This is a genomic window from Streptomyces sp. NPDC048484 (assembly GCF_040651415.1).
Classification (GTDB): Bacteria; Actinomycetota; Actinomycetes; order Streptomycetales; family Streptomycetaceae; genus Streptomyces.
Genome location: NZ_JBEZJY010000005.1, coordinates 162,480 through 182,437, shown reverse-complemented (window position 1 = coordinate 182,437; position 19,958 = coordinate 162,480). Strand labels below are relative to the sequence as shown.

The following is a 19,958-nucleotide window of genomic DNA, read 5'->3' as shown; positions in this document are numbered from 1 at the left end:
GCCTGCCCGAGGGCAGGTGATTCCGGTCCGTACTGCAGTTCCCAGAAGACCCGCATCGCCCGTTCGAGGGCCTCGTCCGCGTCGAAGCCTCTGGGTCGGCCGGCTCAGGCGACGTCCTGCATGACCTGGTCCCGCAGCCGGTCGCAGCAGCGACTGATCAGCCGGGAGACGTGCATCTGGGAGATACCGAGTTCTTCGGCGATGCAGCTCTGGGTCATGTCACCGAAGAACCGCATGTAGAGGATGGCCCGCTCGCGTTCGGGCAGGGCCTCCAGGCGGGGCTTGACCGCCTCGCGGTCGATCACGACGTCCAGGGCAGGGTCGGCCGAGCCCAGTGCGTCACTGAGTGAGTATCCGTCGTCGCCGCCCGGCAGTTCGGCGTCGAGCGAGAGCGCCGTGAAGCTCTCCAGGGCTTCCAGGCCGGTACGTACCTCGTCCTCGCTCATCTGCGCGTGTTCGGCGATCTCGGCGGTCGTGGGCGGCCGGCCGGAGATGGTCTGGGACAGTTCCTGACGCGCGAAGCGGACACGGTTGCGCAGGTCCTGGACCCGGCGCGGCACGTGCAGCGTCCACATGTGGTCACGGAAGTGACGCTTGATCTCACCGGTGACGGTCGGCACGGCATAGCTCTCGAAGGCGTTGCCGCGCTCGGGGTCGTAGCGGTCGACGGCCTTGACGAGACCGAGCGCCGCGACCTGCCTCAGGTCGTCGAAGCTCTCACCGCGGCTCCGGAAGCGACCGGCCAGCCGCTCGGCCATGGGGAGCCAGGCCTCGATGATCTGGTCACGGAGGGTGTCGCGCGCCTGGCCCGGAGGCAGCGAGGCGAGGTTGCGGAAGTCCTCCGCGGTGTCGGGGGCGTCGTCGTGCGGGTGATGTTTGCTCGCATGAGTTCGCATGGTGCGTGCAACTCCCTTGAGAGGTGCCTTGGTTGGACGGTCAACCGCGGGAGCGCACCCTGAGCCGGACGGGCACACCCGTGGCGGGACACTCCACTCCCACGGACGTGCCTCCTGTCCGAAGCACTGTGCGTTCGCCTGCCCCGCGCCATGCGGGGCAAACACCGGTGACCGCCCGGACCGTCGGCTGTCCGGACCACGGGCCGTCCGGCCGCACCCGCTGTTCCGTGTCCGCCGGAGTCGACCGCGTACGGTCAGCTGCTGAGCACGGTGCTCTCGGCCTCGGCGGGCTGCTGGACCGGTGGAATTTGAAGCAGCCACTCCTCGTTCCGGAGCAGCCACTCCTCGTTCGGGAGCAGCCAGTCCTCGTCGGGAAGCAGCCATTCCTCGTAGCGGCCGAGTGCCAGAACGACGCCCAGCATCAGAACCGGGATGAGCACAGCGAGAACCGCCATGGTCCTGTCCTTCCCCCAGGGGGATCGCGGTGGGAGTGGAAGACGGGTCTCCCGGTAACGGGTGGACAAACCCCTCGGGCGGAGCCTGCGCGAACCGGTCGTGTTGATGTCCGGGGCTCGGGTACACGGGGGTCACCCCCGAACCCGAACATCTGGAGAAACACATGGAGCGAGGCAGCAACCGCCTCAGCCCCCACCGGGACGAGGAGATGAAGCACGAACTGCAGGGCCTGCTGAGGTCGGGCCATCCGACCCGGGTGGAGGAGTGGAACGATCCGGAACCGGTGGCCGACGACGATCCCCCGGTCGCCGGAGGCCCCGTGCGTCCGGACACGGACAGCACGTCCGTGGCGGCCGTCCGTCTCGAACTGGCGCGGTCCCTGGGCCGTACGTCGTTCCCCGCGGGCCCCCGCGAACTGATCGGCGTGCTGCGCGACCAGTACGCGCCGGACACGCTCGTCGCACCACTGGAACGCCTGCCCGACAACGCGCGCTACGCCAACGCGCAGGAGCTGGCCGAGGCAGTCGTGAACTCCACGTCCCGCGAGGCCGTCGAGCCCGAAGAGCCGGCACCGGACGCTTAGCCGGCCATGTCACGGGTACTGCGGGCGACGTCACACCGACGTGGCCCGCAGCCCTGTTCGGGTCGTTCACGCCAGTCGGGTCGTTCACGCCAGTCGGGCTATTCGGGTCCGCGCTCCCGCGCCCCCGCCCGCGTCCGGCCCTCGGCGACCGTGCGACGGGGGTTGCGGCGCAGATACTCGCCCTCCAGTTCCGCCATCCGGAGGTTGTGGGCGCGCAGGGCGTCGTTCGAACCGTGCAGCAGCGTGTCGTGACGGGTGCGGTGGATGGTCTCCAGCTCTTTCATCAGCTGCTGGTCGTCCAGGAAGCCCGCGTCGACTCCGGTCATGGTGATACCCCGATCGTCACGTCCGTCGGTGTGGTCCGGCTGTCCGGTTCTTCTCTTCCACCCTTCTCCTCCACTCTTCTCCTCCACCTTACGAACATCCAGGGCCGCAGGCCCTCCAGGGGCGCGGGGAACCGCACGACAAGCCCCGACGTCCCACGCCGTCCGGCGACTGCGCTACCGCGACCGCTCCACCCGCCGCTCGTCCCAGACCGGCTCCGCCGTCTCCCGCACCCGGCCGTCGCTGCCGAACACCAGATAGCGGTCGAACGCGCGAGCGAACCATCGGTCGTGGGTAACGGCCAGCACCGTTCCCTGATAGGCCTCCAGCCCTTCCTGCAGGGCCTCGGCGGACTCCAGGTCGAGGTTGTCGGTCGGCTCGTCGAGGAGCAGGGCCGTGGAACCCTCCAGTTCGAGCAGGAGAATCTGGAAGCGGGCCTGCTGGCCACCGGACAGCCGGTCGAACCGCTGCTCCGCCTGGGCCGTCAGCTCGTACCGCCGAAGCCGCGACATCGCGGCGCCGCGGTCCTGGGCGTGCTCGGTCCACAGGATGTCGAGCAGGGGGCGCCCCTCCAGTTCGGGGTGGGCGTGGGTCTGCGCGAAGTGGCCCGCGACGACCCGCGCGCCGAGCTTCCACTCCCCCGTGTGCGTGACGTCGCCACCCGCCAGCAGACGCAGGAAGTGCGACTTGCCCGAGCCGTTCGAGCCGAGCACTGCGACCCGCTCGCCGTAGAAGACCTCCAGGTCGAAGGGTTGCATCAACCCGGTGAGTTCGAGCCCTTTGCACGTCACGGCCCGTATGCCGGTGCGTCCGCCGTGCAGGCGCATCGTGATGTCCTGCTCGCGCGGCGGCTCCGGCGGCGGCCCGGCCTCCTCGAACTTGCGCAGCCTGGTCTGAGCCGCCTGATACCGCGAGGCCAGCTCATGACTGATGGAGGCCGCCTGGCGCAGATTGAGCACCAGCTTCTTGAGCTGGGCGTGCTTCTCGTCCCAGCGCCGCCGCAGCTCCTCGAAGCGCGCGAAGCGCTCGCGGCGGGCCTCGTGGTACGTGGCGAAACCGCCGCCGTGCACCCAGGCGTCGGCCCCGGCAGGACCCGGCTCCACGCTGACGATCTTCTCGGCGGAGCGGGCGAGCAGTTCCCGGTCGTGGGAGACGAACAGGACGGTCTTGCGGGTCTCCCGCAGCCGCTCCTCCAGCCAGCGCTTGCCGGGCACGTCGAGGTAGTTGTCCGGTTCGTCGAGCAGCAGCACCTCGTCGGAGCCGCGCAGCAGTGCTTCCAGCACGAGCCGCTTCTGCTCACCGCCCGACAGGGTCCGTACCTCGCGGAACTGCGCCTTGTCGTACGGCACGCCGAGCGCGGCCATGGTGCACATGTCCCAGAGCGTCTCGGCCTCGTACCCCTGGACCTCCGCCCAGTCGGAGAGGGACTGCGCGTACTGGAGCTGGGCGGCCTCGTCGTCGACCGTCAGCATGGCGTGCTCGGCGCGGTCCACGGCCTGGGCCGCCTCGCGGATCCGTGGCTGGGCCACCGACACGAGCAGGTCGCGCACGGTCGTCTCGTCCCGTACGGATCCCACGAACTGGCGCATCACGCCGAGTCCGCCGCTCACCGTGACGGTGCCGCCATGCGGTTTCAGCTCGCCCGAGATCAACCGCAGCAGGGTTGTCTTACCGGCGCCGTTGGGCCCCACCAGCGCGACCACGGCCCCTTCGCCCACCCGGAAGGAGACGTCGCCGAGCAGCGCCCTCCCGTCGGGAAGGTAGTACTCCAGGTGCGCCGCTTCGAGATGTCCCATGGTCGCGCATTGTCCGTGGCGAACGGGGGACGGAGCAAACGGAAATGCGAACCACGGGCCCGCCGGGGTACACGATGGGGCATGACCGCAGACATAGACCTCACCGCCACCGGGCCCGGCCATGCCCTGTTCCGCCGGTTCATGACCCTGGACCGCCGCGCTTTCGAGGCAGTCGCGACCCGGCACTGGCCGGGCGCCGATCCGCTGCTGCCGAGGCTGAGCCGCAGCGCGAACCACGGGCTGCTGTGGTTCGGCGCAGCGGCGGCCCTCGCGGCGACACGTTCGCCGCGGGCGCGCCGCGCGGCCGTCCGCGGTATCACCTCGCTCGCCCTGGCCTCGGCCACGATCAACACGGTGGGCAAGCGCTCAGTGCGTCGCCCGCGCCCCCAGCTGGACGCCGTGCCGGCGATGCGGCAGCTGAAGAGGCAGCCGATCACCACCTCCTTCCCCTCGGGCCACTCGGCGTCGGCGGCGGCCTTCGCGACGGGCGTCGCCCTGGAGTCCCGCCCGCTGGGCGCGGTGGTGGCCCCGGTGGCCGCCGCCGTTGCCCTGTCCCGTATCTACACGGGTGCGCACTTCCCGAGCGACGTCCTCGCCGGTGCGGCGTTCGGAGTGGGCGCCGCCTTCGCCGTACGCGCCCTGGTGCCGACGCGTGACCAGCTGCCGGCCCCCGGGCGTCCGCGCGCGGACGTGCCGGCCCTGCGGGACGGGGAGGGCCTGGTGCTCGTGGTCAACAAGTCGGCGGGCACCGCGGACCGTATGCGTGCCATCGGTGACGCCCTGCCGCTCGCCGAGGTCGTGGAGTGCGAACCGGCCTACTTGGTGGCCGAGTTGGAGAAGGCGGCGGCACGCGCCGAGGTGCTGGGGGTGTGCGGTGGCGACGGCACGATCAACGCGGGCGCCACGGTGGCCCTGCGCCACGACCTCCCGCTCGCCGTGCTGCCGGGCGGCACGCTCAACCATTTCGCGCAGGACCTGGGCGTGGAGGACGTACGCGGCCTGAGCCGTGCCCTGACTGACGGCGACGCCGTACGGGTCGACGTGGGCCGGTTCTCCGCGGGTGACCTGGAGGGCTATTTCCTCAACAACTGCAGCCTGGGCGTCTATCCGGAGCTGGTGCGCGAGCGGGACCGCTGGTCGAAGCGGATCGGCGGCTGGCCGGCCGGAGTGGTCTCGACCCTGCGCGTCCTGCGCGCGGGCCGGCATCCTCTGCGTGCCGAGTTCAATGGCAAGGAACAGCCGCTGTGGCTCCTGTTCGCCGGAAACGGCACCTACCACCGGATGGGGCCGATCCCCGCCCGCCGTTACGACCTCGCGGACGGCCGCCTCGACGTGCGGGTCGTGCACGGCGGCCGTTTCCCGGCCGTACGTCTCCTGGCCGCGGCCGTGGCCGGACCGCTGACCCGCTCCCACTCGCACGCGGCGCTCCGGGTCGGGGGTCTTCGGGTGCAGGGTGTCGAGCCGGGCACCTGGCTGGCCTTCGACGGCGAAGTCACCGAGGTGGAGGGCGACGTGACGATCCAGAAGCTCCCGGAAGCACTGACGGTCTACCGACCCAGCCGGCCCCGCTGATCCCAGCCTCGCCGATCACTCGTCGACCTGACCGGCCACGCGGCGAACGAGAAGGAGAAGGAGGAGGAGGAGAGCGGCCGCGAGCCTGGCTACGTCGGCGAGATACTAGTCCGTATCGCAAGACGTGGGTCTCATTATTCGACATGGCGGCGTAGCTTGACGCGTACCCCCGGCGGAGTCGGTCCGCGGGGTCCGGTACGAGTGAAGGGGACGCCGCCATGCCGAAGGAGACCGCCGTCTACACGCACGGCCACCACGAGTCCGTGCTGCGCTCGCACACCTGGCGCACGGCCGCCAACTCGGCGGCCTATCTCCTCGGCTCACTGAAGCCCCATATGCGCATCCTGGACATCGGCTGCGGGCCCGGCACCATCACCGCCGATCTGGCCGAACTGGTGCCGGACGGTCACGTCACCGGCGTCGACCACGCCCCGGGCATCCTGGACCAGGCACGCGCCACAGCCGCCGAACGCGGCCTGGAGAACGTCGGGTTCGCCGTCGCGGACGTCCACGCGCTGGACCAGCCGGACGACACGTTCTGCGTCGTCCACGCCCACCAGGTGCTGCAGCACGTGGGCGACCCCGTACAGGCGCTGCGGGAGATGTACCGGGTCACGAAGCCAGGGGGCTACGTCGCCGTCCGGGACTCGGACTACGCGGCGATGACCTGGTATCCGCCGTCCCGGGGCATGGACGACTGGCTCGACCTGTACCGGCGGGTGGCCCGCGCCAACGGCGGTGAACCGGACGCCGGGCGGCGCCTCAAGTCCTGGGCGCTGGCGGCCGGCTTCGAGGACATCACCGCGTCCGCCGGCACCTGGTGCTACTCGACCGCCGAGGAACGCGCCTGGTGGAGCGGCCTGTGGGCGGACCGCACGGTCGCCTCCGCCTACGCGGACCGTGCCACGGAGGGCGGCCACGCCACCGCGGAACAGCTGGACACGGTGGCGGAGGCCTGGCGGGCGTGGGGGCGGCAGGAGGACGCCTGGTTCTCCGTCCTGCACGGAGAAATTCTGTGCCGGAAGCCTGCCTGATTTCTCCACTTTTCCCATTGGGAAACCCGTCCGGCAGGAGGTAAAACCCACTCTTCCCTGTTCCACGGGATTCCCGGGGAAGTATCTATTCCCTGGGAAGTAGTGGCCCCAGCGGCCCGAGGTCCAGATTCAGGTCCTCGGGCCGCAGTCCGTAGCGGTCCCGCAGCTCGGCCATCCGGTCGTCCAGGAGCATCAGCGTGAGGCCGATCCGCTCCTCCTGGTCCTCCGACAGGTCCCCCGTGTCGAACCGGCGCACGGCCTGCCGCTCCATCAACTGGCGCAGCAGCTCGACCACGGTCAGCACGAGTTTGACGAGGTCCCGCTCCACCGTGTCCGGTTCGAGGTCGAGGCGGCTGCGCCTGGACTTCCCGACCTCGCCCCCGCTCACCACCTCGTCCGCGCTCACGGCAGATCTCCCCACGGTGCGGGAACGTTTTCGTTCACCGAGCTGATGAGCGCGTTCAGGTCGATGCGTACGAGATCGACGTCCGCGATCCGCAGGGTGAGGTCACCGGTGATGACGACCCCACCCGCGAGCAGCCGGTCGAGCAGGTCGACAAGGGCGACCTCCCGGCGTTCCACGACAGTCACGCGTCCTCCCCACTGAACGAGTAGGCCGCCCATGGACCGGTGAGTTCGACACGCAGCCCTGGCGCGTCGTCCTTCGTACGGTCCACCAGCTCCACGAACGCCTCGGATTCCATCCGCGGCACCAGATATGCGGCGTTCAGGATGTTCCGGCCGGGTGCGCGGGAAAGCGCCGCGTTCTGCGGCGCGTGGATCCGGGTGTCCTCCGCGTACCCGGAAAGGGACTCGTGGAGCCGGCGCGCGAACTGCTCGGCCTGCTCCCACTTCTCCTCGTGTTCTCTGCGTTGGTTGCGCCGCTGCCGCAGATAGTCGCGCCCCGAACCCGTCTTCCCGGCCTCCTCCGAATCCGGTTTGCCGGTCTCCTCCGTGGGTTCCGAGTACACCTTCACTCCCCATTCGACCCGCCCGTCGAGCCGGTCGAGGGTCCGCAGGAAGATCTCCTCCCGCTGCTCCATCATCGTCCGGACGCCGCTGTCGTCCCGGAACACCGTGGCGAGCCGGAGCGGCAGCGGCGAGGTGACGACGGTGAGTGCGTCGATCACGTTCTGGTGGGCCCGCGCGGTCGCGCCGAGCCAGTCCAGGTCCTCCAGGTGGGCCCGCAGGGGCTCCTCCGCGAAGTCCGCCTCGGGCACCTGGCCCACGACGGCGACCAGACCGTGGTGGACCAGCCGCTTCGGCGGCACGCCGGCCACCCCTGTCAGCTGGGCCGGCAGGGGCGTACCGAACGGGCGGCAGACGGCGTAGACGTAGCGCAGGCCACTCATCCTTGGGCTTCCTCCTGTGAGGGTTCACGCTCACGCGCGGGCACTGCGGCTCGCGCGTCCTCCAGTTCGGCGACGTGCGCCCGCAACTCGGCGTTCTCACGGACGAGTTCGTCACGTCCGGCGCGGGAGGACAGCTGCGGATCGGTCTCCCACCAGTCGATACCCATCTCCTTCGCCTTGTCGACGGAGGCGACGATGAGCCGCAGTTTGATGGTGAGCAGTTCTATGTCCAGCAGGTTGATGCGGATGTCGCCCGCGATCACGATGCCCTTGTCCAGCACCCGTTCGAGGATGTCCGCGAGGTTGGCGCCGCCGCCGCTCCCGTAAGGGTCGGGGAAGCGCTGAGCCGTGGTCATCGACGGCCCCTGGCCCCGGCGGGCTCACGTTCGTCCTCGTCCGCCTCCTCGACCGCCTCTTCCTTCTCCGGCTCGTCCTCCTCCTCGGCGTACGCGCCTTCCTCGTCCTCGTACGCCTCCTCGTCCTCCGGCTCGTCCTCGTACTCGGCCTCCGGAGCGTCCTCGTCGTCCTCCAGGAGCTCTTCGTCCTCGGGAACCTCGTCCTCCATGGACTCCTCGTTCTCCGGAGCCTCCTCGTCGGCCGAGGCCTCCGCGTCCCCGGAGGTCTGCTCGGCCTCTTCCTCCTCCGCGATCGCGTCCTCGTGGCTCTGGACCACCTCGCCGTCGCGGATCTCGCCGCGCCAGCCGTCCTCAGCCTCGCCCTTGATCATGATGAAACGAGCATAGTTCTTGAGGTCGAGGCGTGCCCTGCGGCCCTGGGCGCGCCAGATGTTGCCGGTCTTCTCGAACAGCCCCTTGGGGTAGTACTCGATGACCAGCAGGACACGGGTGAGGTTCTCGCCGAGCGAGTGGAAGGTGAGGACGCCCTTCGTGGTGCCCTTGGCGCCCTCCGAGGTCCAGCTGATCCGCTGGTCCGGCACCTGCTCGGTGGTGTGGGCCTTCCAGCTGCGGCTGGACCAGAAGATCTTCATCTGCCAGTCGGACGTCGTGTCGTCGGCGCGGTTCGCGTTCTTGACGCCCTTGGCGAAGTTGCTGAAGTCCTGGTACTGGGTCCACTGGTCGTACGCGGTGCGCAGCGGCACACCGACATCGATGAACTCGATGATGACGGTCGGCTTCTTGCCGGCGCCGCCCTTGCGCTTGCCGCCCTTGCCGCCGGTCAGGTTCTTGAAGGCGCCGACCACGCTGTCCTTGGCCTTTCCCGCGCCGAGTTCCAGCGCGGTCCTCATCGGCCCCTTGCCCTCGGACAGCTTGCGGCCGCCGTCGAGAGCGAGCTTGGCGAAGCCGGGGCTGTCGCCCGAGGCGATGTCGTTGAGCTTGCCCGTCGTCTCGCCGAGCTTGTGGCCGACTCCGACCAGCAGGCGCTGGGTCTGGGCGGCCAGGTACGCCTGGGCCTCCTCCTTGAGCCGGTCCACTGCCGCACTCTGCGCGACGGAGGTCAGCGGATTGCTCTTGGCCTGCTTGGTCGCGGACCCGAGAGTGTCAGTCATCGTCGCCGCCTCCCCTTGTCGCACGGGCCCCGGAAGCGCGGCGCGTGGCCGTCTTCGCCGCGGCCGTCTTCTTCGCCGGAGCCTTCTTCGCGGCCCTCGCCGCCGTCTTCTTCGCCGGAGCCTTCTTGCCGGGGCCCCGCTTCTCGGCGGCCTTCTTCGCGGGCGCCCGCTTGCGCGGCCTCTCCTCGTCCTCGTCCGACTCGTCCGCGTCCGACTCGCGGTCTCCCGCCTCGTCGTCCGCGTCGCGTGTGCGGCGGGCCGAGTCGTCCGAGTCGTCGTACTGCTCGTCCTCGGCGTCCGAGCCGTCATGCCGCTCGTCGTACTCGTCGTCCGGTTCGTCGTCCTGGCTGCGGCGCTTCTTGCCGCCGATCTTGCCGCCGGCCCCCGGCACATCCGGGACCTCGACCGGGACCACGCCGGCCAGCTGGTCCTTCACCTGGCTGGTCCGTCCGTGCAGCCGGTCGGCGAGACCCGTGATCTGCCGCTCGACGAGTGCTCCGGTGGCGGCCTTGCCCACTCCGCGCATGTCCTGGCGCAGCTGGTCCCCGATCTCCTTGAACTGCGGGTTGTTCTGCAGCTGCTGGGAGGCCAGATCCGCGAGGGCACGCGGGCTGAGGTGCATCCGCTTGCCGGCCACCATGGTGCCGATGGCGAACGCCAGTTTCATCTTCTTCGTACGTCCGAGGACGTACCCGGCCCCTACGGCGAGGCCCATGCCCAGTCGATTCATCATCGTGTCCCGTTGTTGTCTGCAGCGGTGCCCCTGGTCATGGCTATCTCCAGCCTGTCGAGGAGCTCGTCCTCCATGCGGTCGAACTCCGCCTCGTCGATCTCACCGGCCTCAAGGCGCTCTTCGAGGGCGCCCAGCTCGGCACGGACCGCCGCGGGGTCGTAGTACTGGCGCTCGGCCTCGTTCACCACCTGCTTCATCGCCCAGAGGCTGCCGCGCACCGGGGCGAACGGCAGCATCAGGACCTCTCCGATCAGCCCCATGCCATCAACTCCTCGCTTCAGGCCATCAGTTGCCCGCCTCGGCCGGCGCGGAAGGGCCCGGCTCTACGAAGCTGTAGGGCGGCAGCGGTCCATGGACGCGCAGATCGAGATGCGGGTGTGCCTTGCGGACCTCTTCGACGGCGGCCATGAACGTCTCGGCCGACTCGCGGTCCACGAGGAACGAGAGGTTGGCCAGCCACCCGGTGGATTCGGGGCCCGCGCTCACGCCGGCGGCGACCGGCCCCAGGGCCTGCTGGATCTCGGCGGCGTCCTCCACCTCACGGTTCTTCACCGCGGCGACCACCATCTCGCCGAGCCGCAACTTGTCGTCGTAACCGCCGCCGCCCGCGCTGCGGTTGGCCTCGGTGAGCGCCCGCACCTCGGGGTTCTCGGACATCACCCGGTGCAGTACGGCCTCTTCGTCGTGGGTGGCCTTGACGTTGTACTCGACCTTGCCCGCCAGTGCGTCGAGACGCTCCTTGAAGTGGTCGGCGCGCTCTGCCAGGACACCGGCCACGGCCGCGTCGTCCGTCGAGACACTGCCGAACCGCATGGGCAGCACCGGGCCGCCCGCACCCGCCTCGGCCAACACGTTCTGGTGGGCGAGCAGGTCCCTGCGCTTGGGCCGCAGCCCTTCGGGCGCGTCACTGACGACCGCGGCGAGGTCACCTTCCTTGATGACGCGCACCGGCCGCGCCGGCTCACCGACGCCTTCCGTGTCCTCGGGGAGCGAAGGCAGCGAACTGGACGTGATGCCGTAGACATACGTGCTCACTCCTGCTCCTCCTTACGGCGCGAAGCGGCGGTGGACTTGCGGGCACGCGGGCGGGACTCGGTCTGGCCCTCCTGGCCTTCCTCGCGGGACTGCTTGAACGCGTCCGAGATGGTCTCGGCGGCGCCGGACAGTGCACCCTTCGACTTGCCGCGAGCGCCCGACTCGGTGATCGAACCGACCAGGTCGGGGAGCCCGGGGCTGCGCTTCGGGCCGGCCTCCAGGTCGAGGCGGTTGCACGCCTCGGCGAAGCGCAGATAGGTGTCGACGCTGGCGATGACGACACGTATGTCGATTTTCAGGATCTCGATGCCGACGAGGGAGACCCGAATGAAGGCGTCGATGACGAGCCCCCGATCGAGAACGAGCTCAAGGACGTCGTAGAGGCCGCTGGAGCCACCTCCGCCGCCGGATTGCTGTGCCGGAACCACGGTCATAGCGACCGGCCCTCCTTGTCAGTTCAGACGTCTGTGTCAGTGGAGACGTCTGCGTCAGTTGGTATGTGTGTCGGGATGTCAGTCGGTAGGTCGGTCGGTATGTGTGTCGGGATGTGTGAGCGGGTGGGCGGCCTACCGGCCACCGGGCTTCCGTGCGTCGGCCCTCCCGCGTTCGTAACGGCGGACGCGCCGGTACCCGGTGAGTTCGCCCCGCGGATCGAGGGTCACCTCGTAGCTCGCGAGCAGGCTCATCGTGTCGGGGACCCGGACCAGTTCCAGGACCTCGATCTCCAGCGTCCAGCCGTCCTCGGTGCGTTCGAACGACGACACCGACTCGGCCTCCATGCCGGTCAGTTCGGAGAGCTGGGCACGTGCCTGGCGCAGCACGTCCATGGGGCCCATCGCGTCGTCGTCCGTCTCTTCTTTCCGCTTGCCCTCGGATGAGTTCGATGAACTCTGTGAACCTGATGTGTTGGATGTGTTCGTCATGGCCACCTCGAATTCCGAGTGGCCCGCCGATCGTTGGCCAAACCTACGAGTGTCGGTGATCAGCCGCGCAGGGCGTCCAGTCGGCGCCTGGCGGGCCCGAGGGCGCGGCCGCTTCGCAGCAGCCCTGACCAGGGGTTGGTGCGGGCCTGGTCGACCGCGTCGGTGATCGTCCAGCGGCGCGCGCCGAGTTCCGGTTCGTCGAGCTGGTCCCAGGTGACGGGCATGGCGACCGGGGCGCCCGGCTTGGCCCGGACGGTGAAGGGGGCGACCGCGGTCTGGGCGTAGGCGTTGCGCTGGATGTCCAGATAGAGCCGGTCGCCGCGGTCCTTCTTGCGGGCCTGCGTGGTGAGTTGGCCGGGGTGTGTCTCGGCGAGCGCGTCGGCGACGTCCTTGGCGAAGCCGTGCACCTCGTCGAAGTCGTGGCGCCCGTTGAGCGGCACGACGACGTGCAGTCCGCGCGAGCCGGTGGTCATCAGGGCGGACGGCAGCCGGAGTTCGTCGAGGAGTTCGCCGAGGAGCCGGGCCGTGTCGCGTACCGGCTCGAAGTCGTCGGTGGCGGGGTCGAGGTCGAAGACCATCAGGTCCGGCCGGCCGACCCCGCCGTCGGACGACACCCGGGCGAGCCACCGGTGGACGGTCAGGCAGGCCTGGTCGGCGAGGTAGACGAGGGTCGCGGTGTCCTCGCACACGGGGTGCAGGACCGTGCCGCCCTCCTTGGCCACCTCGACCCGGCGGACCCAGTCGGGGTAGTGGTCCTGGACGTTCTTCTGCATGAACATGGGCCCGTCGAGCCCGTCCGGGTGCCGCTCCAGCATCAGGGGCCGCCCCCGCAGATGCGGCAACATGAACGGGGCGATCTCCCGGTAGTACTCGACGAGGTCCGCCTTCGTGTACTCCTTCACCCCTCCACCGCCGGGGAACAGCACCTTGTCCGGCCGGTGCACCTCGACGGTGCGCCGGCCCGCGCCTACGGCGGTCATCGCACGACCGCACTCTCCACCAGGAGCTTCGCCGCGGCCACGATCGACTCGGCGTCGATGCCCGCCGCGCGCAACTGCTCGGCGGGGGTGGCCGAACCGGGCATGTCGCGTACGGCGAGGCGGACCAGGCGCGGTGTGGGACGGCCGTCGAGGAAGGCGTCGAGGACCGCGTCGCCGATACCGCCCTCCTGGTGGTGGTCCTCGACGGTGAGCAGGCAGCCGGTCTGCTCGGCGGCCTCGCGCAGGGTCTCCCGGTCGACGGGCTTGACCGAGTACAGGTCGATGACCCGTACGGGAATCCCGTCGGCGGCCAGCGTGTCGGCGGCCTTCAGCGCCTCGTGCACGGTGACTCCGGCGGCGACGACGGTCAGCCGGTCCTGCCGGGAGACCCGCAGCACCTTGCTGCCGCCGACGGGGAACTCCTCGTCCGGCCCGTACAGGACCGGCATGCCACCGCGTGAGGTGCGCAGGTAGCGGATACCTTCGAGGTCCGCCATCGTGGCGACCAGCCTGGCCGTCTGGTTGGCGTCGCACGGGTAGAGCACGGTCGAGCCGTACACCGCCCGGAACATGGCCAGGTCCTCGACGCCCATCTGCGAGGGTCCGTCCTCACCGATCGCGACACCCGCGTGCGAGCCGACGAGATTGACGCCCACGCCGCTGACCGCCGCCATCCGGACGAAGTCGTGGGCGCGGGTGAGGAACGCGGCGAAGCTGGACGCGAACGGCACCCAGCCGCGCGTGGCGAGCCCCACGGCGGACCCCACGAGCTGCTGCTCGGCGATGTAGCACTCGAAGAACCGGTCGGGGTGTTCCTTCGCGAAGAACTCGGCACGGGTGGAGTCGCTCACCTCGCCGTCGAGCGCGACGACATCTCCGCGGGACGTGCCGAGCGCGGTGAGCGCCTGACCGTAGGCGTCCCGGGTGGCGACCTCGTCACCGGTCTCCCAGCGCGGCAGCTCCAGGTGTCCGGTGCGTACGGCGTGCAGCATCCGTGCGGCGGGCGGCTGCTGGACCTCGACGCGCAGGTCACGTACTCCGCCGAGTTCCTCGATCGCCTCGTCGGCGTGGGGCAGCGGCTTGCCGTGCAGGCCTTCGCGGTCCTCCACGGACGCGACGCCCTTTCCCTTGAGGGTGCGGGCCAGGATCGCGGTCGGCTGTCCGGCCGTGGACACGGCCTCGCCGTACGCCCGCTCGATGTCCTCGACGTCATGGCCGTCGACCTCGACGGTGTGCCAGCCGAAGGCCCGGAAGCGGCGGGCGTAGGCGTCGAGGTCGTGGCCGTGCCGGGTCGGGCCGCGCTGGCCGAGCCGGTTGACGTCCACGATCACGGTGAGGTTGTCCAGCTGCTCGTGCCCGGCGTGCTCGGCGGCCTCCCAGACGGAGCCCTCGGCCATCTCGCTGTCGCCGCACAGCACCCACACGCGGTAGCCCACCCGGTCGAGGCGCTTGCCCGACAGGGCGATGCCCACGCCGACGGGCAGTCCCTGGCCCAGCGATCCGGTGGCGGTCTCCACCCACGGCAGACGGCGCGGCGTCGGGTGGCCTTCGAGCCGGCTGCCCAGGGTGCGGAACGTCAGGAGTTCGCTGTCGTCGATCGCCCCGGCGGCCTTGTACGCGGCGTACAGCAGCGGCGAGGCGTGCCCCTTGGAGAGTACGAAGCGGTCGTTGCCCGGATGGGAGGGCCGCTCGAAGTCGTAGCGGAGCTGTCGGGCGAGCAGGACCGCCATGAGATCGGCGGCGGACATCGACGAGGTGGGGTGCCCGGAGCCCGCCGCGGCAGCCGCGCGCACACTGTCGACGCGCAACTGCTGCCCCAGTTCGGTGAGTTGGGGGGTGTTCATGTCGTTCCTTCCACAGGGTGATCGGGTCCGGGGTGTGGGTCGCCTCCGGCGGGATCGCTCGTACGGGGCCTTCCACGTCCCCCTCGTCGGGGTGCCCAAACGTCGGGCCACCCGGTTGGCGGCGTTTCGCGCCAGGCCACGAGGGGACCCGCTGGATGGCCCCGCCAGGGCCGTTATGGAGGTGCTCCCATGCCCGAATACGGCTATTTCCTGTCCACCGAGGAGTTCGGCCCCTCGGACCTCGTCGAGCAGGCGAGGATGGCCGAGCAGGCCGGGTTCCAGTCGCTGTGGATCTCGGACCACTACCACCCGTGGAACGACGCGCAGGGCCAGAGCCCCTTCGTCTGGTCGGTGATCGGCGCTCTGTCGGAGGCCGTCTCCCTGCCGATCGCCACCGCGGTGACCTGTCCGACCGTCCGGCTCCATCCGGCGGTGGTGGCGCAGGCCGCGGCGACCAGTGCGGTGATGACGGACGGCCGCTTCCGGCTCGGTGTCGGCAGCGGTGAGGCGCTCAACGAGCACATCCTCGGCGATGCCTGGCCGCCCACGCACGTCCGGCTGGAGATGCTGGAAGAGGCCATCCAGGTGATGCGCAAGCTCTTCACCGGCGAGGAGGTCAACCACTCCGGGCCCCACTACACGGTCCACAACGCCCGCCTCTACACGGTCCCCGACGAGCCCGTACCGATCGACATCTCCGGTTTCGGCCCTCAGGCGACGGCCCTCGCGGCGCGGGTCGGCGACGGTTACGTCACCATGGCGCCGGACGAGCCGATGGTGGAGCAGTTCCGGCGGGGCGGCGGGGGCGCCAAACCGGTCAGCGGCGGCACGAAGGTCTGTTACGGGCAGGACCGCGACGAGGCCGTGCGTACGGTCCGCCGGCTCTGGTCCAACCAGCTGCTGCCCGGCGAGATGGGCCAGGTGCTCCCCTCACCGAAGCACTTCGAGCAGCTGGAGCCGCTGGTCACACAGGAGATGGTCGCCGAGAACACGGTGTGCGGTGACGACGTCGACGAGTATGTCTCCGCGCTCTCCGCCTTCGCGGACGCGGGCTTCGACCGGGTCTACGTCGGCCAGGTCGGTCCCGACCAGCGCGGTTTCTTCGACTTCTACCGCACGAAGGTGCTGCCGCAGCTGCAGGGGTAGATACAGCTGCAGGGGTAGCTGCAGGAGCAGCCGCTGGACGGCGAAGACCGGGGCCACGTCGTTGTGGCCCCGGTCGGCATGTGGGTTTTCAATCCGGCATGTGGGTTCGCAACCGCGGCGGGGCTCACCGCGCCCCGGTGCCCCGTGCCGCGGGATCGGTCACCGCGCCCGCACCCGGTACGGGAGGCGCGACCTTCGGCATCGGCGGAACGGCGGCCTCCTCCGGAGTGCGCCCCTCCGGCATGGGCCGGTCCGGCGTGGGCCGGGACGCCGACGGCCGCGCCGCGTTCCGCAGCGCGAAGGCCAGCGCGCCGAGCACGGCGGCGGTGATCAGCGCCGCCGCCCAGTCGGGCAGGCCGAGCGCGAGGGCGAGACCGACCGTGAGCGCGAGGGCCGCGCCCGCGTACAGGGCGACGGCACCGGACGCGGCGTACAGGGCTGCCGTACGGCGCTGCTTGCGGGTCTGCTCCCGCAGTTCCTCGCGTATGGCGTCACGGGCCACCTGCGCCAACTCGTCGGCCAGATGCTTGTCCAGATGTTCCATGCGATCGATGCGGTCCATGCCCGCCGGGTACCCGCGGCCCCCGGCGCGTAACGCCCGCCGGGCCGGGCGGAACGTGCCGGCCCGGCCGGGACATGGGATCCGTACAAAACGATCTCCTTCCCGGCCCGTCCCAACTAGGCTCGTTCGCATGGACATTCTGGGAGCTACGCTGCGCATCTGCGTCGACGACCTGGAGACTGCGGTCCCCTTCTACGAGAGACTCGCGGGCGGACCTGCGCTCCGCTACGAGCGCGGTGGGGTCTCCGCCGCCGCGGTCGGCTGCTTCTTGTTGATGAGCGGCCCGGAGGCGGAACTGGAGGTGCTCCGCAAGGTGTCGGCGACCATCGCCGTCAAGGACGTCGACGAGGCCCACCGGGTACTCACCGACTCGGGCGCCCACGTCCTTGCGGGCCCGCTGGCAACTCCCGCCGGCCGCAACCTGATAGCGATGCACCCGGACGGCTACGTGTACGAGTACGCGGACCGCCGCACGGCGCAGTAGGTTCAGCCGACGCCGTCGGCAGCGGTGGCGTCGGTTGCGTCGGTGGCGGGCGGCCGCATCCGGAAGTCGTAACGCTCGGGCAGCGGTTCGTCGGAGATCCGGAACCACAGCTCCCCGATCGCCTCGGCTCCCTCGCGCAGGTCGGCCACGTCGAACCCCGCGTCGAAGACGGCCCGCGCCGCGTCCCTGTCGCCCTCGGCGCACAGCAACTGCGCCTCGATCAGCCGGAACCGGCCGCGTTCGCGGGTAGCCGGGCGCAGCCGTTCCCACACGGAACGCGCGCCCGTGGTGCGCTGCGCCGCGAGCAGCGCGCCGATCGCCTCGCGCCCGAGCGCGGCGGTGGCCGCCGTCCAGGTCTCGCCGTCGTCGCGCCGCTCCCGGCACAGGTCGTCGAAGGCGTCCGCGTACCGGTCGGCGGCCCGTTCCCGGTTTCCCGCCTCCCGGTCGGCGACGGCGAGGCAGCGCAGCAACGGCCAGACGGACGGAGCGAGTTCGAGCCCCCGCTCCCAGCTGCGCACGGCCTGGGCCCGGTCATCGGCGTGCCATTGGGCGACTCCGAGGTGGTACTCGGTGTGCGGCTGCGCGGGGGCCGTCTCCAGCATGTCCCGCCAGTGCGGGGCGACGAGCGTCTCCCCGGGCGGTCCGGCGCGGCGCGGCTCCGGGAAGCAACCGGATCCGAGCAGCTCCACCCACGGCCGCTGGGCGCTCCCGAGCGTGGACTCGTCGAAGGGGGTGCCGGGCAATTTGTGTGCCCCGCGCAACACTTCGAGGGCGCCCCAGCCGGAGCCGACGGCGAGCACCTCTCCGGGTTCGGTGTCGGCGGCCGCCCGCCAGTGCTCGTACGCAGTCTCGAACTCCCGGCGCGGCAAGGTCTGTTCCAGCCCGTCCTCGACTGCGGCGCGCGCTGCGGCCCAGTCGTCGCCGTGCACCCGGCGGGCGTCGGCGCTCAGCGGCCCGTACGCCTCCAGCCACGCCGCCTCGCTCCCCGCTTCGAGGCGCACGTGCTCCAACTGGGTGCGAGCGAGCCCTGCCTGGATCTCGCAGTAGCCGCCGGTGCCGGGCTCGGTGAGCCATTCCTGCCAGCGGCGCCCGCCGGTGCCGGAGCCCCACACGAAGAGTTTGCGTCCGCTCAGCACGTCGGTGGACGTCTGCACCAGCCCGTGCCCCGCCTCGTCCAGGGCGGTGATCCAGCGCCGCTGCCCGTCGGGCACCTCGTAGAAGTAGTCGGCCGGGAACTCGCTGTGCGGCGGATACGTACGGTCGACGCCCTCGTACGCCGGGACCTCCACCCGGCGCAGCCGCCGCTCGTACCCGAAATGCCAGGCGTTCTCGGCGGGCGCGAGCACCCGGCGCTCCTCGGGGACGGCCGTGTTGGACCACCAGTACAGCGGCGCGGCCTTCTCGTGCGGATTGCGGACGCGGACGCCGACGTACAGGAAGTCGGAGCCCTCCGGCAGCCACAGGTCGACCTGGAAGGGCAGGTCGCGCAGCCGCTCCCACTCCCACAGACGCAGCATCTCCGTGCCGTCGGGAGCGACGACGCGGGCGGCGTGCAGGGGGGAGCAGGCGAGGGTCGAGTGGCCGGTGGCGCCGATGTTCCACTCGATGCCGCCGGAGAACCAGGCGCCGTTGAGTGCGAAGTCCGCGGGCTGCAACACCGGGTTGCGGTAGAGGAGTTCACGGTCTGACGGCTTGTGGAAGAGCGAGACGACCCGGCCGCCGAAGCCGGGCAGCACGGTCGCGCGCAGCCGGTCGTTCTCCAGGACGAGGGTCCCGACCTCGCGGGGCGAGCGGCTTCTCCCGTATCCGTCCCGGACGCGCTCGGGCAGGAGGCTGCGCAGCGGCTCGTACCCGATCTGCCGGGCCATGTCACGGGGCAGCCCCTCGCGTTCCCGCTCGTCCACGTGGTGCGTCTCGTCGAGCGGACACAGTGGGGGCAGGGGGTTGGTGGGGCCCAGTTCCGCGACCGGAAGCGTCAGTACGTCACGTCGGATGGTCGTCACGTCGACCATGGAACAGGGTGGAGGACGAGCCGACCAGGGGCTCTTCCGGTCAGGATCCGGTCAGAATTGCGCAAAGGCCCAGTCGTGGGAACTCACATTCGAATCATATCCGCGGTGATGGCCCAGCGCTCATGGTCCCGCCAGGCGCCGTCGATGAAGAGGAACTCCGGTGAGAAGCCCTCCAGGCGGAAGCCGCAGCGGCGGGCCAGCGCGATCGAGGCGGCGTTGTCCGGCTGGACGTTGATCTCCAGCCGGTGCAGGCGGAGCCCGTCGAACGCGTACCGCACGACCAGGTCGAGCCCCTCACTCATGAGCCCGCGTCCGGCCGCGTGCGCGAAGGCCCCGTAACCGAGCACCCCGCACAGGAAGGCGGCCTCGACGATGTTGTTGATGTTGATGAACCCGGCGATCCCCCCGCCGGCCTTCTCGCAGACGAGGAACCCGGCCTTCGTCGGATCGTCGATCAGCCGTCCCGCGTACGAGGCGTAGGCGGCCGGCGTGCCGGGCGGGAAGAGCCACGGCTGGTGCAGGGCCTTGCTCTCCCGCACCCGGGCGGTGAACTCGGCGCCGTCCTCGTGGCGGAAGGGGCGTATGCCCACGCGGGGGCCTTCGGCGAGGTACGCGGTGGAGCCGGACATCCCGCCACGGTACGCCTGCGCTCCGCTTCGCTCGTAGCGTGGTGGGGATCTGCAGGCCGGTGGGGGCTTGTCGCGCAGTTCCCCGCGCCC

The 19,958-nt window shown here is 70.5% G+C and carries 24 protein-coding genes and 1 pseudogene; 5 read left to right on the top strand and 20 right to left on the bottom strand.

Features of this window, described 5'->3' with window-relative positions; translation table 11 throughout:
• Positions 1-38 precede the first annotated feature (38 nt).
• The 3 genes and pseudogenes from AB0D14_RS07075 to AB0D14_RS07065 form a co-directional block, all read right to left on the bottom strand.
• Positions 39-101 (bottom strand): annotated as a pseudogene (locus AB0D14_RS07075) (TetR/AcrR family transcriptional regulator); the annotation flags it as partial.
• Positions 102-104: 3 nt separating this feature from the next.
• Complete coding sequence (locus tag AB0D14_RS07070; protein ID WP_362775642.1) at positions 105-896, bottom strand: RNA polymerase sigma factor SigF; 792 nt, start codon at positions 894-896, stop codon at positions 105-107.
• Positions 897-1,150: 254 nt separating this feature from the next.
• Complete coding sequence (locus AB0D14_RS07065; RefSeq protein ID WP_362775640.1) at positions 1,151-1,351, bottom strand: hypothetical protein; 201 nt, start codon at positions 1,349-1,351, stop codon at positions 1,151-1,153.
• 164 nt (positions 1,352-1,515) lie between these two features.
• Here AB0D14_RS07065 and AB0D14_RS07060 point away from each other — a divergent pair, with 164 nt between their 5' ends.
• Positions 1,516-1,935 (top strand): DUF2795 domain-containing protein, encoded by a 420-nt coding sequence (locus AB0D14_RS07060; protein WP_362775639.1) that lies wholly within the window; start codon positions 1,516-1,518, stop codon positions 1,933-1,935.
• A gap of 98 nt (positions 1,936-2,033) precedes the next feature.
• On the opposite strand, the gene AB0D14_RS07055 is transcribed toward AB0D14_RS07060, so the two are convergent.
• Positions 2,034-2,261, bottom strand: coding sequence for a DUF6158 family protein (locus AB0D14_RS07055; protein WP_362775637.1), 228 nt, complete (start codon positions 2,259-2,261; stop codon positions 2,034-2,036).
• Positions 2,262-2,435: 174 nt separating this feature from the next.
• Entirely contained in the window at positions 2,436-4,055 is a 1,620-nt protein-coding gene (locus AB0D14_RS07050; RefSeq protein ID WP_362775635.1) for an ATP-binding cassette domain-containing protein, read from the bottom strand.
• An 81-nt stretch (positions 4,056-4,136) separates the two neighbouring features.
• On the opposite strand from AB0D14_RS07050, the gene AB0D14_RS07045 reads away from it, so the two are divergent.
• Together AB0D14_RS07045 and AB0D14_RS07040 are read left to right on the top strand one after the other, a co-directional pair.
• Positions 4,137-5,627, top strand: coding sequence for a phosphatase PAP2 family protein (locus AB0D14_RS07045; RefSeq protein ID WP_362775633.1), 1,491 nt, complete (start codon positions 4,137-4,139; stop codon positions 5,625-5,627).
• Between the two features lie 218 nt (positions 5,628-5,845).
• Positions 5,846-6,661, top strand: a complete 816-nt coding sequence (locus tag AB0D14_RS07040; RefSeq protein WP_362775631.1) for a class I SAM-dependent methyltransferase — start codon at positions 5,846-5,848, stop codon at positions 6,659-6,661.
• A gap of 85 nt (positions 6,662-6,746) precedes the next feature.
• On the opposite strand, the gene AB0D14_RS07035 is transcribed toward AB0D14_RS07040, so the two are convergent.
• From AB0D14_RS07035 to AB0D14_RS06980, 12 genes are all read right to left on the bottom strand, one after another.
• On the bottom strand, positions 6,747-7,067 hold the full coding sequence (locus tag AB0D14_RS07035; RefSeq protein WP_362775629.1) for a gas vesicle protein K: 321 nt from the start codon (positions 7,065-7,067) through the stop codon (positions 6,747-6,749).
• On the bottom strand, positions 7,064-7,252 hold the full coding sequence (locus tag AB0D14_RS07030) for a gas vesicle protein (protein ID WP_362775628.1): 189 nt from the start codon (positions 7,250-7,252) through the stop codon (positions 7,064-7,066). The genes AB0D14_RS07035 and AB0D14_RS07030 overlap by 4 nt, the downstream gene beginning before the upstream one ends.
• The gene (locus AB0D14_RS07025) at positions 7,249-8,013 is read right to left on the bottom strand and encodes a GvpL/GvpF family gas vesicle protein (RefSeq protein WP_362775626.1); all 765 of its coding nucleotides are present in this window, start codon (positions 8,011-8,013) and stop codon (positions 7,249-7,251) included. Before AB0D14_RS07025 ends, AB0D14_RS07030 begins: the two co-directional genes overlap by 4 nt.
• The gene (locus AB0D14_RS07020) at positions 8,010-8,369 is read right to left on the bottom strand and encodes a gas vesicle protein (RefSeq protein WP_362775625.1); all 360 of its coding nucleotides are present in this window, start codon (positions 8,367-8,369) and stop codon (positions 8,010-8,012) included. The genes AB0D14_RS07025 and AB0D14_RS07020 overlap by 4 nt, the downstream gene beginning before the upstream one ends.
• Complete coding sequence (locus AB0D14_RS07015; protein WP_362775624.1) at positions 8,366-9,520, bottom strand: SRPBCC family protein; 1,155 nt, start codon at positions 9,518-9,520, stop codon at positions 8,366-8,368. Before AB0D14_RS07015 ends, AB0D14_RS07020 begins: the two co-directional genes overlap by 4 nt.
• On the bottom strand, positions 9,513-10,250 hold the full coding sequence (locus AB0D14_RS07010; protein WP_362775815.1) for a DNA primase: 738 nt from the start codon (positions 10,248-10,250) through the stop codon (positions 9,513-9,515). The genes AB0D14_RS07015 and AB0D14_RS07010 overlap by 8 nt, the downstream gene beginning before the upstream one ends.
• The gene (locus AB0D14_RS07005) at positions 10,250-10,513 is read right to left on the bottom strand and encodes a gas vesicle protein GvpG (protein ID WP_362775622.1); all 264 of its coding nucleotides are present in this window, start codon (positions 10,511-10,513) and stop codon (positions 10,250-10,252) included. The genes AB0D14_RS07010 and AB0D14_RS07005 overlap by 1 nt, the downstream gene beginning before the upstream one ends.
• Before the next feature lie 25 nt (positions 10,514-10,538).
• Positions 10,539-11,288: a GvpL/GvpF family gas vesicle protein gene (locus tag AB0D14_RS07000; protein ID WP_362775621.1), complete on the bottom strand. Its 750-nt coding sequence runs from the start codon at positions 11,286-11,288 to the stop codon at positions 10,539-10,541.
• Positions 11,285-11,722, bottom strand: a complete 438-nt coding sequence (locus AB0D14_RS06995) for a gas vesicle structural protein GvpA (RefSeq protein ID WP_362775619.1) — start codon at positions 11,720-11,722, stop codon at positions 11,285-11,287. The genes AB0D14_RS07000 and AB0D14_RS06995 overlap by 4 nt, the downstream gene beginning before the upstream one ends.
• Positions 11,723-11,854: 132 nt before the next feature.
• Positions 11,855-12,211 carry a gas vesicle protein gene (locus AB0D14_RS06990; RefSeq protein WP_362775618.1) on the bottom strand — a complete coding sequence of 119 codons (357 nt, stop codon included), beginning with the start codon at positions 12,209-12,211 and terminating at the stop codon, positions 11,855-11,857.
• Positions 12,212-12,270: 59 nt separating this feature from the next.
• Positions 12,271-13,191 carry a non-homologous end-joining DNA ligase gene (gene ligD / locus AB0D14_RS06985; protein WP_362775616.1) on the bottom strand — a complete coding sequence of 307 codons (921 nt, stop codon included), beginning with the start codon at positions 13,189-13,191 and terminating at the stop codon, positions 12,271-12,273.
• Positions 13,188-15,035 (bottom strand): transketolase, encoded by a 1,848-nt coding sequence (locus tag AB0D14_RS06980; RefSeq protein ID WP_362775615.1) that lies wholly within the window; start codon positions 15,033-15,035, stop codon positions 13,188-13,190. Before AB0D14_RS06980 ends, ligD begins: the two co-directional genes overlap by 4 nt.
• A gap of 189 nt (positions 15,036-15,224) precedes the next feature.
• Here AB0D14_RS06980 and AB0D14_RS06975 point away from each other — a divergent pair, with 189 nt between their 5' ends.
• Positions 15,225-16,181 carry an LLM class F420-dependent oxidoreductase gene (locus AB0D14_RS06975; RefSeq protein ID WP_362775614.1) on the top strand — a complete coding sequence of 319 codons (957 nt, stop codon included), beginning with the start codon at positions 15,225-15,227 and terminating at the stop codon, positions 16,179-16,181.
• A 124-nt stretch (positions 16,182-16,305) separates the two neighbouring features.
• Here AB0D14_RS06975 and AB0D14_RS06970 read toward each other — a convergent pair whose 3' ends face one another.
• Positions 16,306-16,743, bottom strand: a complete 438-nt coding sequence (locus tag AB0D14_RS06970) for a phage holin family protein (RefSeq protein WP_362775612.1) — start codon at positions 16,741-16,743, stop codon at positions 16,306-16,308.
• A gap of 130 nt (positions 16,744-16,873) precedes the next feature.
• Here AB0D14_RS06970 and AB0D14_RS06965 point away from each other — a divergent pair, with 130 nt between their 5' ends.
• A complete protein-coding gene (locus AB0D14_RS06965) occupies positions 16,874-17,227 on the top strand; it encodes a VOC family protein (protein WP_362775610.1) in 354 nt (117 codons plus the stop codon).
• A 2-nt stretch (positions 17,228-17,229) separates the two neighbouring features.
• Here AB0D14_RS06965 and AB0D14_RS06960 read toward each other — a convergent pair whose 3' ends face one another.
• Both AB0D14_RS06960 and AB0D14_RS06955 read right to left on the bottom strand, forming a co-directional pair.
• Complete coding sequence (locus AB0D14_RS06960; protein WP_362775609.1) at positions 17,230-19,239, bottom strand: DUF5107 domain-containing protein; 2,010 nt, start codon at positions 19,237-19,239, stop codon at positions 17,230-17,232.
• 83 nt (positions 19,240-19,322) lie between these two features.
• Complete coding sequence (locus tag AB0D14_RS06955) at positions 19,323-19,868, bottom strand: GNAT family protein (protein WP_362775607.1); 546 nt, start codon at positions 19,866-19,868, stop codon at positions 19,323-19,325.
• Positions 19,869-19,958: the final 90 nt, after the last annotated feature.

Coding starts and splice junctions, on each gene's coding strand:
- AB0D14_RS07070 (WP_362775642.1), bottom strand. CDS start 896: ATGCGAACTCATGCGAGCAAACATCACCCGCACGACGACGCCCCCGAC.
- AB0D14_RS07065 (WP_362775640.1), bottom strand. CDS start 1,351: ATGGCGGTTCTCGCTGTGCTCATCCCGGTTCTGATGCTGGGCGTCGTT.
- AB0D14_RS07060 (WP_362775639.1), top strand. CDS start 1,516: ATGGAGCGAGGCAGCAACCGCCTCAGCCCCCACCGGGACGAGGAGATG.
- AB0D14_RS07055 (WP_362775637.1), bottom strand. CDS start 2,261: ATGACCGGAGTCGACGCGGGCTTCCTGGACGACCAGCAGCTGATGAAA.
- AB0D14_RS07050 (WP_362775635.1), bottom strand. CDS start 4,055: ATGGGACATCTCGAAGCGGCGCACCTGGAGTACTACCTTCCCGACGGG.
- AB0D14_RS07045 (WP_362775633.1), top strand. CDS start 4,137: ATGACCGCAGACATAGACCTCACCGCCACCGGGCCCGGCCATGCCCTG.
- AB0D14_RS07040 (WP_362775631.1), top strand. CDS start 5,846: ATGCCGAAGGAGACCGCCGTCTACACGCACGGCCACCACGAGTCCGTG.
- AB0D14_RS07025 (WP_362775626.1), bottom strand. CDS start 8,013: ATGAGTGGCCTGCGCTACGTCTACGCCGTCTGCCGCCCGTTCGGTACG.
- AB0D14_RS07020 (WP_362775625.1), bottom strand. CDS start 8,369: ATGACCACGGCTCAGCGCTTCCCCGACCCTTACGGGAGCGGCGGCGGC.
- AB0D14_RS07015 (WP_362775624.1), bottom strand. CDS start 9,520: ATGACTGACACTCTCGGGTCCGCGACCAAGCAGGCCAAGAGCAATCCG.
- AB0D14_RS07010 (WP_362775815.1), bottom strand. CDS start 10,250: ATGAATCGACTGGGCATGGGCCTCGCCGTAGGGGCCGGGTACGTCCTC.
- AB0D14_RS07005 (WP_362775622.1), bottom strand. CDS start 10,513: ATGGGGCTGATCGGAGAGGTCCTGATGCTGCCGTTCGCCCCGGTGCGC.
- AB0D14_RS06995 (WP_362775619.1), bottom strand. CDS start 11,722: ATGACCGTGGTTCCGGCACAGCAATCCGGCGGCGGAGGTGGCTCCAGC.
- AB0D14_RS06990 (WP_362775618.1), bottom strand. CDS start 12,211: ATGACGAACACATCCAACACATCAGGTTCACAGAGTTCATCGAACTCA.
- ligD (WP_362775616.1), bottom strand. CDS start 13,191: ATGACCGCCGTAGGCGCGGGCCGGCGCACCGTCGAGGTGCACCGGCCG.
- AB0D14_RS06980 (WP_362775615.1), bottom strand. CDS start 15,035: ATGAACACCCCCCAACTCACCGAACTGGGGCAGCAGTTGCGCGTCGAC.
- AB0D14_RS06975 (WP_362775614.1), top strand. CDS start 15,225: ATGCCCGAATACGGCTATTTCCTGTCCACCGAGGAGTTCGGCCCCTCG.
- AB0D14_RS06970 (WP_362775612.1), bottom strand. CDS start 16,743: ATGGACCGCATCGATCGCATGGAACATCTGGACAAGCATCTGGCCGAC.
- AB0D14_RS06965 (WP_362775610.1), top strand. CDS start 16,874: ATGGACATTCTGGGAGCTACGCTGCGCATCTGCGTCGACGACCTGGAG.
- AB0D14_RS06960 (WP_362775609.1), bottom strand. CDS start 19,239: ATGGTCGACGTGACGACCATCCGACGTGACGTACTGACGCTTCCGGTC.
- AB0D14_RS06955 (WP_362775607.1), bottom strand. CDS start 19,868: ATGTCCGGCTCCACCGCGTACCTCGCCGAAGGCCCCCGCGTGGGCATA.